Annotated in this window: 10 protein-coding genes; 8 read left to right on the forward strand and 2 right to left on the reverse strand. The window is 69.5% G+C overall.

Annotated features, from left to right (window positions below):
• Positions 1 to 57: 57 nt before the first annotated feature.
• From mtrA to ACTWPP_RS24850, 7 genes are all read left to right on the forward strand, one after another.
• Entirely contained in the window at positions 58 to 735 is a 678-nt protein-coding gene (mtrA, locus tag ACTWPP_RS24820; protein WP_021598338.1) for an MtrAB system response regulator MtrA, read from the forward strand.
• Between the two features lie 366 nt (positions 736 to 1,101).
• The gene (gene mtrB, locus ACTWPP_RS24825) at positions 1,102 to 2,727 is read left to right on the forward strand and encodes an MtrAB system histidine kinase MtrB (protein WP_443106745.1); all 1,626 of its coding nucleotides are present in this window, start codon (positions 1,102 to 1,104) and stop codon (positions 2,725 to 2,727) included.
• On the forward strand, positions 2,724 to 4,505 hold the full coding sequence (locus ACTWPP_RS24830; protein ID WP_443106746.1) for an LpqB family beta-propeller domain-containing protein: 1,782 nt from the start codon (positions 2,724 to 2,726) through the stop codon (positions 4,503 to 4,505). The genes mtrB and ACTWPP_RS24830 overlap by 4 nt, the downstream gene beginning before the upstream one ends.
• A 72-nt stretch (positions 4,506 to 4,577) precedes the next feature.
• On the forward strand, positions 4,578 to 5,336 hold the full coding sequence (locus ACTWPP_RS24835; protein WP_443106747.1) for a ComF family protein: 759 nt from the start codon (positions 4,578 to 4,580) through the stop codon (positions 5,334 to 5,336).
• Between the two features lie 965 nt (positions 5,337 to 6,301).
• Positions 6,302 to 6,958 (forward strand): ribosome hibernation-promoting factor, HPF/YfiA family, encoded by a 657-nt coding sequence (gene hpf / locus ACTWPP_RS24840; RefSeq protein ID WP_443106748.1) that lies wholly within the window; start codon positions 6,302 to 6,304, stop codon positions 6,956 to 6,958.
• A 373-nt stretch (positions 6,959 to 7,331) separates the two neighbouring features.
• Positions 7,332 to 8,093, forward strand: a complete 762-nt coding sequence (locus ACTWPP_RS24845; RefSeq protein WP_443106749.1) for a response regulator — start codon at positions 7,332 to 7,334, stop codon at positions 8,091 to 8,093.
• A 55-nt stretch (positions 8,094 to 8,148) separates the two neighbouring features.
• Positions 8,149 to 9,612: a winged helix-turn-helix domain-containing protein gene (locus ACTWPP_RS24850; RefSeq protein WP_443106750.1), complete on the forward strand. Its 1,464-nt coding sequence runs from the start codon at positions 8,149 to 8,151 to the stop codon at positions 9,610 to 9,612.
• A 232-nt stretch (positions 9,613 to 9,844) separates the two neighbouring features.
• Here ACTWPP_RS24850 and ACTWPP_RS24855 read toward each other — a convergent pair whose 3' ends face one another.
• Positions 9,845 to 10,183 (reverse strand): HGxxPAAW family protein, encoded by a 339-nt coding sequence (locus tag ACTWPP_RS24855; RefSeq protein WP_443106751.1) that lies wholly within the window; start codon positions 10,181 to 10,183, stop codon positions 9,845 to 9,847.
• A 182-nt stretch (positions 10,184 to 10,365) separates the two neighbouring features.
• Here ACTWPP_RS24855 and secA point away from each other — a divergent pair, with 182 nt between their 5' ends.
• The gene (gene secA, locus ACTWPP_RS24860) at positions 10,366 to 13,239 is read left to right on the forward strand and encodes a preprotein translocase subunit SecA (RefSeq protein WP_443106752.1); all 2,874 of its coding nucleotides are present in this window, start codon (positions 10,366 to 10,368) and stop codon (positions 13,237 to 13,239) included.
• 168 nt (positions 13,240 to 13,407) lie between these two features.
• Here the strand turns inward: secA and ACTWPP_RS24865 are convergent, their stop codons facing one another.
• Positions 13,408 to 13,893 carry an Rv3235 family protein gene (locus ACTWPP_RS24865; protein ID WP_443106753.1) on the reverse strand — a complete coding sequence of 162 codons (486 nt, stop codon included), beginning with the start codon at positions 13,891 to 13,893 and terminating at the stop codon, positions 13,408 to 13,410.
• Positions 13,894 to 13,975 lie beyond the last annotated feature (82 nt).

Consider the following 13,975-nt stretch of genomic DNA (forward strand, 5'->3'; position numbering starts at 1 on the left):
TGGCCAGGACGGAAAGCACTCACTCCACCGAACCCCGACTTTGTGACGATGAGGGCCATGAGAGGACGTGTACTGGTCGTCGACGACGATCTCGCGCTCGCCGAGATGCTCGGCATCGTGCTGAGGGGCGAGGGCTTCGAACCTTCGTTCGTCCACGACGGCGACAAGGCGCTCGAGGCGTTCCGGGAGACCCGGCCGGACCTCGTGCTGCTCGACCTGATGCTTCCCGGGGCGGACGGCATCGACGTCTGCCGCCAGATCCGCGCCGAGTCCGGCGTGCCGATCGTCATGCTGACCGCCAAGAGCGACACCGTGGACGTCGTCCTCGGCCTGGAGTCGGGCGCCGACGACTACATCGTCAAGCCCTTCAAGCCCAAGGAGCTGGTGGCGCGCGTACGCGCGCGCCTGCGGCGCACCGACGAACCCGCGCCGGAGACCCTGCAGATCGGGGACATCACCATCGACGTCGCCGGCCACTCGGTCAAACGCGGCGACCGGCACATCCCGCTGACGCCGCTGGAGTTCGACCTGCTCGTGGCGCTGGCCCGCAAGCCCCGCCAGGTGTTCACCCGCGAGGTGCTGCTGGAGCAGGTCTGGGGCTACCGGCACGCCGCCGACACGCGCCTGGTCAACGTGCACGTGCAGCGCCTCCGCGCCAAGATCGAGAAGGATCCGGAACGTCCCGAGATCGTCGTCACCGTGCGCGGTGTCGGCTACAAGGCCGGGCCGGCCTGATCGCGGCCGGTGTCCACGTGCACTCCGCGTTTCCCTGACATCGCGTACCGTGGCAGCGCGCTCCCGTAGCAGCGCGCTGGCGTGAACCGCCGGTGCCCGATACACGCCGGTATCCGACGAACGCCGGTATCCGACGAATCGCCGTACCTGCCGACACGCCGTACTCCCCTACACGCCGTACTCCACTACACGCCGTACTCGACGACAACGCTGATTTTCCCCGCGACGACGCTGAACGCCATGACGCCGCCGCAGTCCCTTGACCCGCCGTATCCCCCGTGACACGCCGATGACCGTCAAGCACTCTCCCGGAAACCCGCGCCTTCCACGACCGCACCGCTTCGCGGGCCTCTCATGAACACCAACATGAAGAGGGCGAAGCGGTCGGTCCGGCGTGGGCTGGGCGCCGTTCAGCGTGCCCTGCGGGGCGCCGTCCGCAGCGGCTACACGAGCTGGCGGCGCTCGATTCAGGTACGGGTCGTCACGTCCACACTGTTCATTTCGGCGATCGTGGTGGCGATCCTGGGCGCGTTCCTGATGCAGCAGGTGTCGTCGGCGCTCATGGACGGGAAGGTCAAGGCGGCACGCCTCCAACTGGACGACGGCCTGGCGCAGGTACAGCGCGACCTGGGCAACTCGCCCGGGGACGACAGCAGGCTCAACACGACGATCGACCGGCTGAAGTCCCGTAGCGGCCCGTCCGGACTGTATGAGGTCTACATCCGCGACACCACAGAGCAGTACTTCGACGGGTACACGACCAATGAACTGCGCCAGGAGAGCGTCCCGCCGCGGCTTCGCGAGGAACTGAAGAACGAGCCCGCGGGTACGCGCGCCTACACCTACGGCGAGCTGTCCTACGTCGGTGACCGTCCGCCCGAAAGCGGCCTCATCGTGGGCGGCAAGACAGGCCAGTTCGAGCTTTACTACCTGTTCCCGCTAGAAGAGGAACAGCGGACCTTGACCAACGTGGGTCGGTCCCTGGCCGGCGTCGGCATCGTGCTGGTCCTGCTCTTGGCCGCGATCGCCTCGCTGGTGACGCGCCAGGTCGTCATACCGGTGCGGCTGGCCGCCCAGGGAGCGCAGAGGCTCGCCGCCGGACGCCTGGAAGAGCGCATGAGGGTCCGCGGCGAGGACGATCTCGCGCGCCTCGCCCGCTCGTTCAACGAAATGGCCGCCAACCTGCAGGAGAAGATCGGCGAACTCGAAGACCTCTCCCAGGTGCAGCGCCAGTTCGTCTCGGACGTCTCCCATGAACTGCGCACGCCCCTGACCACGATCAGGATCGCCGCCGACATGCTCTACGAGAACCGCGATTCCTTCGGCGACCCGTCCGTCGGACGGTCCGCGGAACTGCTGCAGAGCCAGCTGGAGCGGTTCGAGTCCCTGCTGGCCGACCTGCTGGAGATCAGCAGGCACGACGCGGGCGCGGCGACACTGGACGCCGAGTCCCTCGACATGCGCGACCTCGTCCTGCGCGTCGTGGGCGACATCCAGGGGCTGTCCGAACGCAAGGGCAGCAAGGTCGTCCTGCAACTGCCCGGCGAGCCGTGCATGGCCGAGGTCGACCGCCGCCGCGTCGAACGCATCCTGCGCAACCTGCTCGTCAACGCCGTCGAGCACGGCGACGGGGAGGACATCGTCGTGTCCGTCGCCGCCGACCGCGACGCCGTGGCCGTCGCCGTCCGCGACCACGGCGTCGGACTCAAACCGGGGGAGGGGCAGATGGTCTTCGACCGCTTCTGGCGCGCCGACCCCGCCCGCGCCCGCACCACCGGCGGCACCGGCCTCGGCCTGTCGATCTCCCGGGAGGACGCGCAACTGCACGGCGGGTGGCTGCAGGCGTGGGGAGAGCCCGGTGTGGGCTCCCAGTTCCGTCTCTCGCTGCCTCGCGCGGCCGGGGCCGAACTCCGGGGCTCGCCGCTCCCGCTCGTCCCTCCAGGGGCCGGTGACGCCCGCCCGCTGTTCGCGGAACTGGAGGTCCAGGAGTGAACGGACGGATCACATGCCTCCTGGCGGCCGCCGCCCTCCTTCTCGGCGGCGCCGGATGCGCGGCCGTGCCGAGCGGCGGGCAGGTCGTGACGGGCGAGCCCGCCGAACGCGCCGAACGCGTCGACGACCCGTACGTCCGGCTGATCCCGGTGGAGCCGCACGCCGAATGGGGCCCCGCGCAGATCGTCTCCGGGTTCCTCGCCGCGTCCGCGAGCTTCGACGACAACCACAAGGTCGCCAAGCTCTACCTCGGCAAACAGAACACCTGGAACCCCGGCCTGCGGCCCTCCGTGACCGTCCTGGCGGGCCGCATCACCGACCCGCAGGTCATCAAGTCGTCCGGCACCCACGCGACCGTCAGGATCACCGGTGAGGAACTCGGCACCATCTCCTCCGACGGCCAGTACACCGCGTCCCCGAGGGAACTCGACGCCACGTTCCAGCTCGCCAAGACCCAGCAGGGCGTCTGGCGCATCACCAGCCTGCCCGGCGACGAGAAGTCCGGCCTCCTGCTCACCAAGGACGACGTCGAACGCGCCATGCGCACCGTCAACCTGTTCTACTTCGCCCCAGACCGGCACACCCTCGTGCCGAACGGCATCTTCCTGCCGGTCGTGAACCGGCAGAAACTGCCGACCCAGCTCGTCGAGGCCCTCCTGACCGGCCCGACCTCCTGGCTGAACGGCGCCGTCCAGACCGCCTTCCCCAAGGAAACCCGCCTGAAGCGCGGCGTCCGGGTCGACAAGGAGGTCGCCACCGTCGACCTCACCAAGGAGGCTCGCGGCGGCAACATCGAGCGGATGTCGGCGCAGCTCAGCTGGACGATGCGGCAGCTCTCGGAGATCAAGCGGTGGCGGCTGCAGATCGACGGCGAGACCGTCACACCCGACGGCATGGACGCCACCCAACCCGTACACGCGTGGGAGGCCAATTCCCCCGACGGGCAGGTCTCGCACGACGAAGCCCACCAGAACGCCTACGTCGTCGGCCCGTCCGGCTTCCTCGGCATCCTGGAGGGCGACCGCGCCCAGCCCGTCGTGACCGGTGCGGCCGGCCGCCTGTCCCGCCCCGCCGTCGCCCCCGACTACCAGGAGGTCGCCGGGCTGAGCGCCGAAGCCGACCAGGTCCTCGTCGCCGCTCCCGTCACTGGCACGCCGACCCCCCGCGTCCTGCTGACCGCGCGCGAGGGGGCCCGCTTCACCGCCCCGTCCTGGAGCCGCGACGGCACCCTGTGGGTCGTGGAGAGCAAGGAGGACGCATCCTGGCTCTGGGTGCGCAGGCGCGGCAAACCACCCGTCCGCGCCGCCCACTGGGGCCTCGGGGGCCGCGAGGTCCTGGAGTTCCGCATCGCCCGCGACGGTGTCCGCGCCGCCGTCATCGCCCGCGTGGACGGCCGTCCCCAGGTGCAGATCGGCCGCATCGTCCACGCCCCCGACGGGTCCCTGGACGTCGGCTCGTTCCTGCCCGTGAGCTCCGAGCTGCAGGACGCCATCGACCTCGCCTGGCGCGACTACAACACGCTCGCCGTCCTCGGCCGCGCCAAACGCGACTCGCAGACCCTGCCGTTCCTGATGCCGATCAGCGGCAGCGCGATCACGTCCCTCGGCGTCGGCTCGCTGGGCGAACCCCGCACGATCGCCGCCGCCCCGGGCGCCCCGATCCTCATCGGCACCCGCTCGTCCGGCAAGGACCAGGTCTGCCGCCAGCGTTCCCCCAGCAACTCCTACAGCCCCTGGATCTGCCCGACCCCGGCAAAGGACCCCGGCTACCCCCGCTGACCGACGAAAGCGGTTATCCACAGGGGCGCGAATGCGGGACGTGTGGCGGCCCGTGGCCGCATCGTCGAGGGCATGAACTTCTTCGCCGACCTGATCGACTTGATTCTCCCCGAGCGCTGCGCCGGGTGCGGCGGTGCCCCCGTCCTGCTGTGCGACGCCTGCGCGATGCCTCTGCGAGCGCCTGCAAGGCCCGCGGGGACGACGCTGGACGGCCTGCCGCCCCCGTGGACGGTCGCCGCCTACGAGGGCGCTCTGCGGTCGATCCTGGCCGCCTACAAGGAACACGGCCGCACGGCCCTCACCGTCCCACTGGGCGAGGCCCTCGCAACGGCGGTCCGTGCAGCCCTGGCACCACACCTCCCCCCAACTGCCCGCGACGAAGACCTGGCGGGCGAAAGGCCGTCCCGGCGAGCGCCCGTGCGCGGCGAAGGCGCGTTCCACCTGGGGCATGACCCGCCGATGGTGGTGTGGGTGCCGTCGAGGCGCGGTGCAATTCGACGGCGCGGCCACGACGCCCTGCGAGGGGTGGTGGAGGTCGCCGTAGGGCGGTTGCGCAACGAGGGCGTGCCCGTGATCGGCGTGGACGCCCTGAAGCAGCGCGGACGGGTCGCCGACCAGGCCGCGCTGACGGCGACACAGCGCACCGCCAACCTGGAGGGGGCCCTCGAAGTCAGATCCCACGCCGAGGTCGCGGGCCGCCGGGCCGTGCTGGTCGACGACGTGGTCACGACCGGCGCCTCGCTCGCCGAGGCGGCAAGGGCGCTGCGCGCGGCGGGAGCCGATCCGCTGGCCGCCGCCACCATCGCGGCAACCCCTCGCCGCCGCCGATGACCGGTCAAGAACACGACCACCGCGCCTGTCCGCCAGCACGCGACCTGGACAGGCCAAACCCACGACCAACACCTTCACGGAGGTCTGATCTGATGTCGCCGGCACGCGACCTAAGACAGGCGAAGCCGTCTCGCCGCGAAGTGGGCCATCGCGTCCCATGCCTGTTCACGGGTCGGCCTGTTCACGGGCCGGCGGCTGTACGAGGCGCGTGGTTGTCGGCGGCGCAGTGGCGCTGGACCGCCCGCCCGAATGGGGTGATGGGTGTTTGGTGTGGGATGGGTGACTTTCTTCACGTTCGAGTGATGAAGTGGTAGGTAGTTACATGGAGTAGCCGGGCTGATGTCCGGCATGTCGGGGCTTGATGGGTTATTCGGGTCACACCAAATGCTGAGAGGGGTAGAGATTCATCAAACTCACCGGGTGGCCAGTTCGACCTGACCTGCGCGGGTACCGGGGGCGCGACAGCCGCGCACACGGGGGTTCACGGCATGTGATGGGACGTCCGTGAGGCGGCGGGGTACCCGCTGCGGAAGGCTCCGATGACGGTCAGTGAGTTTTTCCTCCGTCCACCCTCCTGACATTCGTGGCGTAAGGGGTTAGCGTTCCTGACATGGCACCCGCCCGGGTCCGTGGTTGCGTCGGATCGCAGTGCTCGTCAGGAGCACGACAGGCGGTCCGGCTAGCCGATGCCAGGCGCAGGCGAAACGGCCCACGTAAGGCGACTTCTCGTCGACCGATCACGGTGCGCCTTAGAGGTAAGTCCTGCCCCGCCGGGGGATCCGACATCCCCCGAACAGGGAGAAGGGCAGTAGTGGCGAGAGCGCCGCGAGCCCCTCAGCAGGCGGATGTGGGGACGAAGACCAGGTCGGCCGGGCGGGTGCGACCCACCGTCCTGTGGTGCCCGTCCGGGGCAGTCAGGGATCCCGGACAGGGCCGATCCGCAACCGGGAGAAGGGGGGTCCCGCGTGAACATCACCGTGAGGGGCCGGCACACCGAGGTCAACGACAGGTTCCGTCGGCACGTCGACAACAAACTGGCCAAGATCGAGCGGCTCGACCAGAAGGTCATCCGCGTGGACGTGGAGGTGTCCGAGGAACATAACCCGCGGCTCGCCGATCAGCGCGAAAGGGTCGAACTCACGATCCGCTCCCGCGGCCCGGTGATCCGGGCCGAGGCCGCCGCCGACGACCGTTACGGCGCCCTGGACCTGGCGCTGGACAAGCTGGAGTCACGCATGCGCCGCGGCTCCGAACGGCGCAAGGGACACAGCGGCAAGGGCCGCGCCAAGCTCGCGACGATGGAACCGCTCCCCGGCACTCTCCCGGAACCGGTCCCCGAACCCCCGGCGGCCGTCCCGGAGCCCGCCGAGGACCAGGCCGAGCCGGTGAAGGTCTCGCAGGACGAGAACCTCGTCCCGATCCCCATGGACGGCGACGGACCCCTCGTCGTCCGCGAGAAGTACCACAAGGCCGAGCCTATGGGCATCGAGCAGGCTCTCCTCGAGATGGAGCTCGTCGGTCACGACTTTTTCCTGTACCGCGACAAGGCCAGCGGGCACCCCTCGGTCGTATACCGGAGGAGAGGCTGGGACTACGGAGTCATCAGGCTCGTCGAAGAGTGATGCGGCACTCGCGTCACGTCACCACCCCGAACCATGTAATGATCTGAAAAGGCCTACCAGCCGATCCGCGGACGCGGTGGTCCAGGGGGATCCGGTACGGCGCGAGCGCCGCTCGGCCGGCCGTCCCGGGCCCTCCCGGTCACCGTCCCGCGGCGGCACGTCCCGCGGGGCCCGGCCTCGCGGAGCCCCACCCGGGAACCTCTCGGGGCGTACAACAGTTTCACCGGGGGACACCCCGGCCCGAAATCCCCCGGGTTCGCCCCCGGACCCCGTAAGTTCCCGAGGACGACCCGTCGGAGAGCAACCCTCCGGTAGTTCCAGATCGCTGAATAGTGAAGGGGGGAAGCGGCGTCTCCTCCACGCCGCGACTCTGGTGAGCGAGAATCCCGAGGCTCGCGACGCCGCGGCGGTACCCCGTCAGGCCGGCGCCACCCCCGCCGGCCGGGAGGCGGTACAGCCGGCCGGAGCGGCCGACCCGATCCGCGTGCTCATCGTCGACGACCATGCGCTGTTCCGCAGAGGCCTGGAGATGGTCCTGCAAGGCGAGGACGACATCGAGGTCATCGGCGAGGGCGGCGACGGGCACGAGGCCGTCGAGATGGCCGGCGACCTGCTGCCGGACGTCGTCCTGATGGACATCAGGATGCCCCGCCGCAGCGGCATCGAGGCGTGCACCGCCATCAAGGACGCCGCGCCCAGCGCGAAGATCGTCATGCTGACCATCAGCGACGAGGAGGAGGACCTCTTCGAGGCGATCAAGGCCGGGGCCAGCGGCTACCTGCTGAAGGAGATCTCCATCGACGAGGTCCCCCAGGCCGTCCGCGCCGTGCACGGCGGGCAGTCGCTGATCAGCCCGTCGATGGCGTCCAAGCTCATCACCGAATTCGCCGCGCTGGCCAAGCGCAGCGAGGAGCGCACGCAGCAGGTCCCGGCGCCGCGCCTCACCGAACGCGAAATGGAGGTCCTGCGGCTCGTGGCCCGCGGTCTCGGCAACCGGGAGATCGCCCGCGAGCTGTTCATCTCCGAGAACACCGTGAAGAACCACGTCCGCAACATCTTGGAGAAGCTCCAGCTCCACTCGCGGATGGAGGCCGTCGTCTACGCCGTCCGGGAGAAGCTCCTGGAGATCACCTGAGTCCGACGCGACCGGCAATCGGCTTTTGTCGGTGTTGTGCCGTAGCATCGCCGGCGTGGTAGAGCTCAGCGCGGACGAAGCACGGCGGCTCCAGTTGCGCGCCCAGGGATTCCTGGGCGCGCGCCCGAAGGGCGGCGTACCGGCGATGCTGGAACGGCTCGGCGCCGTCCAGCTCGACACGATCTCGGTCCTGGCCAGATCCCACGAACTGGTCCCCTACGCCCGCCTGGGCCCGGTCGGGCGCGACGCCGTCGAAGCCGCCTACTGGGGCCCTCCCTCGACCCCCACCCCCGGCCGCGGAACGTCTGGTCAGGGGACGTCCGATCGCGGGCCACTCAGCCAGAGCACACCCGACGACGCGTCAGGTCGCCGAGCGGCCGACCGAGGCAGGCCCGGCGACGGCGCGTCCCGCCACGGGGCCTTCGGTCAGGGCGCGTCTGGTCGTGGGGCATTCGGCGGCGGCACGGCTGCACAAGACGCCTCCGGCCATGGGGCGTCCGGCTACGGGACCTTCGGTCGGGGAGCGTCCGGGGACGGTCGAGGGCCGCAGGGCGTGGCTGGGCGTGGGGCGTTCGAGTACTGGGCGCATGCGGCGTCCGTGCTGCCCATGGACGACTGGCCGCTCTTCGCGTTCCGCCGACGTGCCTACCTGCGGCGCGGATGGCGTTGGCACAAGGTGCCCGAGGGTGTCTGTGACCAGATCCGCGACCGGCTGAAGGTGGACGGCCCGCTGACCACCAGGGAACTCGGCGGCGCCAAGGCGAGCGCCGAGTGGTGGGACTGGAGCGACCACAAGATCGGCATCGAGTGGCTGCTGGACATCGGCGAGGTCGTCTGCGTCGAACGCGTCGGCTGGCGCCGCGTCTACGACCTCGCCGAACGGGCCGTCCCGCCCGATCTTCTCGCCCGGGACCCCGACGACGACGCCTGCCTGACGGCCCTCGTCGCGCGGGCGGGGCGAGCTCTCGGCGTGGCGACCCGCGCCGACCTCGCCGACTACTACCGGATCAAGCAGGACCAGGTCGACCGCGTGATCGACGGAACCGGGCTCGTCCCGGTCACGGTCGCCGGATGGTCCCAGCGGGCATGGGCCGACCCCGACGCGCTGGCCGTCCTGCCGCGCGGCAGGCACGTCACCACCCTGCTCTCGCCGTTCGACTCCCTCGTCTGGGACCGGGCCCGCACCTCCCGCGTGTTCGGCTTCGACCACCGCCTGGAGGCGTACGTCCCCAAGGCCAAGCGCGTCCACGGCTACTTCGCGATGCCGCTCCTGGCCGGCGGCCGCCTGCTCGGACGAGTCGATCCGGCCAGAGAGGGACGCACCCTCGTCGCCCGCCAGGTGTCGCTGGAACCCTGGGCCACGCGGACGCCGGCCCGCACGGAGACCTCGGCCGGTGCCCTTGCCACGGCCCTATGGCGCGCCGCTGCCTGGGTGGGCTGCGATGACGTCCGGATCGAGCGGACCGACCTGCCCCCTGCTTTGATCCGGTCCGTCCTGAACAGCGCTACCCCGACCTGATGCCACGGCTCGGCTCCTCACATGCCGTGCCCGCGGACGAATCGCCCACCGCGCCGAACGGCGGCGATGGTGCGCCGCTTGTGTCGTCCCGGCACAGACATCTAGACCGGCTAGACCGGCCCCTTCACCTGATCGCCGCCCTCACCCACGCCAGCCGGAACCCGGGACGGGAATTCGCCCGGGTTCTGGGGGTGTTTGTACAGGGTGAATGTTGTGGACTCACGTCTGCGGGTCAGCCGTGCGGAGTTTCCTGGGGGTCCGTGGCGACGGGACTGTCGAGTACCTCGCCTGCGCGGCCGCCGCGGCGCTTCGCGGAGCGTGAGCCGAACAGGGAGTAGTCGACGATCTCGGGGATGACCCGGGGCGCGTCCACGACGACGTCCGAGAACAGGTGGACGAGCCAGCTGACGAGCAGGCCGGCGGCGATGATGCCGGCGCCGACCCAGAACATGATCCACATCGGGCCCAGGCAGAGCGCCACGCCGCCGACGACGAAGCCGGCGAAGATGATGCCGACCGCGAGCCATGAACTGGGCCGGCCTGCGTGCGATCCGTGCGACTCTTCGGACATTGCGTCTCCCTCCGCGGCGTGAAGAGATCCTCTCCGGGACCCGGAACATCAAACGGGACGCGCTGTGGATTGCGCTGTGGAGTGACCTAGACCATTCTGGGTCTCGCCTACGATGGGCATCGTACGTGTGGTGTGCGTGCCGCCTGGAGCGGTGAACCACGATCTGCAAGGAGCCTTCGAGAGTGCCGCCAGTCATCGACAAGATCCTTCGTGCGGGCGAGGGAAAAACCCTGCGCAAGCTCAAGAAGCTCGCGGATCAGGTCAACTCGATCGAGGAGGACTTCCTCGAGATGAGCGACGCCGAGTTGCGCGAGCTGACCGACAAGTACCGGGAGCGTCTCGCCGACGGCGAGTCCCTGGACGATCTGCTGCCGGAGGCGTTCGCGACCGCCCGCGAAGCCGCCAAACGTGTACTCGGGCAGCGGCATTTCGACGTCCAGGTGATGGGGGGTGCCGCCCTGCATCTGGGCAACATCGCCGAGATGAAGACCGGTGAGGGCAAGACCCTGACCGCCGTGCTTCCGGCCTACCTGAACGCCCTGTCCGGCGACGGTGTCCATATCGTTACGGTGAACGACTACCTGGCGAAGCGCGACGCCGAGTGGATGGGCCGCATTCACCAGTTCCTCGGCCTCGACGTCGGTGTCGTCCTCCCGCAGATGACGCCGGACGAGCGCCGCGCGGCCTACAACTGCGACATCACCTACGGGACGAACAACGAGTTCGGGTTCGACTACCTGCGCGACAACATGGCGTGGAGCCTCGAAGAGTGCGTGCAGCGCGGTCACAACTACGCGATCGTGGACGAGGTCGACTCGATCCTGATCGACGAGGCCCGGACCCCGTTGATCATCTCCGGGCCGGCCGAGCAGAACTCCAAGTGGTACTCGGAGTTCGCGAAGATCGCCCCCCGGTTGAAGCGCGCCGAGCTGGTCAGCACCGCCGGGCAGGTCGACGAGTACGGCCCGGGCGACTACGAGGTGAACGAGAAGAAGCGCACGGTCGGCATCACCGAGTCGGGCGTCGAGAAGGTCGAGGACTGGCTCGGCATCGACAACCTCTACGACTCGGTGAACACGCCGCTGGTGAGCTTCCTGAACAACGCGCTGAAGGCCAAGGAGCTGTACAAGCGCGACAAGGACTACGTCGTCATGAACGGCGAGGTCCTGATCGTGGACGAGTTCACCGGGCGCATCCTGCATGGCCGCCGCTACAACGAGGGCATGCACCAGGCCATCGAGGCCAAGGAAGGCGTGGCGATCAAGGACGAGAACCAGACTCTCGCCACGATCACCCTCCAGAACTACTTCCGCCTCTACAACAAGCTGTCCGGCATGACGGGCACCGCCGAGACCGAGGCGGCGGAGTTCAACAAGACCTACAAGATCGGCGTCGTGCCGATCCCGACGAACAAGCCGATGATCCGCGACGACGTGGCGGATGTCGTCTACAAGACCGAGCAGGCCAAGTTCGAGGCCGTCGTCGACGACATCGCCGAGCGGCATGAGAAGGGCCAGCCGGTCCTGGTCGGAACGACCTCGGTGGAGAAGTCCGAGAAGCTGAGCAAGATGCTCAAGCGGCGCGGCATCCCGCACCAGGTGCTGAACGCCAAGCACCACGAGCAGGAGTCGACGATCGTCGCGGAGGCGGGCCGCAAGGGCGGCGTGACCGTCGCGACGAACATGGCGGGACGCGGCACCGACATCATGCTCGGCGGCAACCCCGACTTCCGCGCCGACCTCGAACTGCACCAGCGCGGCCTGTCCCCGCTGGAGACGCCCGACGAGTACGAGGCGGCGTGGCCGGAGGCGCTGGAGAAGGCCCAGGAGGCCGTGAAGGGCGAGCACGAGGAGGTCGTCGACGTCGGCGGCCTGTACGTCCTCGCCACCGAGCGGCACGAGTCGCGGCGCATCGACAACCAGCTGCGTGGACGGTCCGGCCGGCAGGGCGACCCGGGCGAGTCCCGGTTCTACCTCTCGCTCGAGGACGACCTGATGCGGCTGTTCAACTCGGCCCGCGTCGAGTCGATCATGACCCGGCTGAACATCCCGGACGATGTGCCGATCGAATCCAAGATCGTCACCAATGCGATCAAGTCGGCGCAGAGCCAGGTCGAGCAGCAGAACTTCGAGATGCGCAAGAACGTCTTGAAGTACGACGAGGTCCTCAACCGGCAGCGCAAGGTCATCTACGCCGAGCGCCGCAAGGTGCTGGAGGGCGCGGACCTGCACGAGCAGGTCCGGCGCATGATCGACGAGGTCGTCGCGGGCTATGTCGCGGGCGCCACCGGCGAGGCTTTCGCCGAGGAGTGGGACCTCGACAAGCTGTGGAAGGCGTTCAAGCAGCTCTATCCGATCTCGATCACGGTCGACGATCTGGTCGGCGACGAGGCGGACGGCGACCTGTCCGGCCTGGACGCCGAGACGTTGGCCGAGAAGATCCGCGACGACGCCCAGACGGCCTACGACAAGCGCGAAGAGGAACTCGGCGCGGAGGTCATGCGGGAGCTGGAGCGCCGCGTCGTCCTGTCGGTCCTGGACCGCAAGTGGCGCGAGCACCTCTACGAGATGGACTACCTCCAGGAGGGCATCGGCCTGCGGGCCATGGCGCAGCGCGACCCGCTGGTGGAGTACCAGCGCGAGGGCTACGACATGTTCAACGCGATGCTCGACGGCATCAAGGAGGAGTCGGTCGGCTACCTGTTCAACCTCGAAGTCGAGGTCGAGGACCAGCCGGATGCCCCCGCCGTCGGCGCCAAGCCCGTCTCCGTCGCCAAGTCCGCGCCCGCCACCGACGCCGAGGACACGGTCTCCGAGGACGACGTGGAGGAGGCCGAGGACACCCCGGCGATCAAGGCGAAGGGCCTGGAGAAGCCGTCGCGTCCCAAGAAGCTGGAGTACTCGGCCCCGACCGTCGACGGTGAGGGCGGCGTCGAGCACCACAGCGAGGAGACGAAGGACGAGTACGCGGGCGTGAACCGCAACGACCCGTGCCCCTGCGGCTCGGGCAAGAAGTTCAAGCGCTGCCACGGCGACCCGCGCAACAAGAACAAGTAGGGCCCTGGAAAGCGGCCTCCCGGACGTCCGGGAGGCCGCTTTCGCTTGCCACCCCCACGTGCGTTCACGCGTGTCACGCCATGCGCACATCCTGCGCGCGCCCACGCGTCGCCCCACGCGCCCACGCGTCGCCCCACGCGCCCACGCGTCGCTTCACGCGTGCGGGGGTCAGCTTGTGGCGGTGGTTTCGAGGGCTGTGCAACGCCAGCGGCCGCGGGTGTGCTCCAGGCGGAGCGCCAGTGCGTGGGCGCGTCCGGAAATGACCACGACCGCCGTCGTCTCCGCGACCCCCGGGGCGGGACGCTGCAGCCGGGTGGACAGGACCTTCGGCGGGACGACCCGCCCGCCGCGGCTCTGCGTGCCCCGATGCCGGGCCATCTCGCGGCGCACCGCCGGGACGGCGATCAGGGACAGCTGTGCCGCCGGCCGCGTCCCCGCCAGGATCTCCACAATGAGCCGTACGGCCGCCTCCGCCACGGCCTGGAGTTCGGCGTCCATTCCGTCCGCCGGGCGCACGAGACGCAGCCTCGGCGGCCGTGCGGGGGGCGGTCCCGAGGGACGTAGGGCCAGCGCTCCCCGCGTCTCGCCGGACGGCGGTGCGGCGCGGTACCGGATGATCCGGACGGCGGAGGACGTGGCTGGACGTCGACGCATGCGAAACCTCCTGGCTCGTTTGAAGACAGGAGTCGTGGGACGCGCGATAAATACATGCTGACCACATCCGGTCTGCCGCGTA

Origin of the sequence: Actinomadura sp. 3N407 (genome assembly GCF_052245875.1) — a bacterium.
In the GTDB taxonomy this organism is placed as follows: domain Bacteria; phylum Actinomycetota; class Actinomycetes; order Streptosporangiales; family Streptosporangiaceae; genus Spirillospora.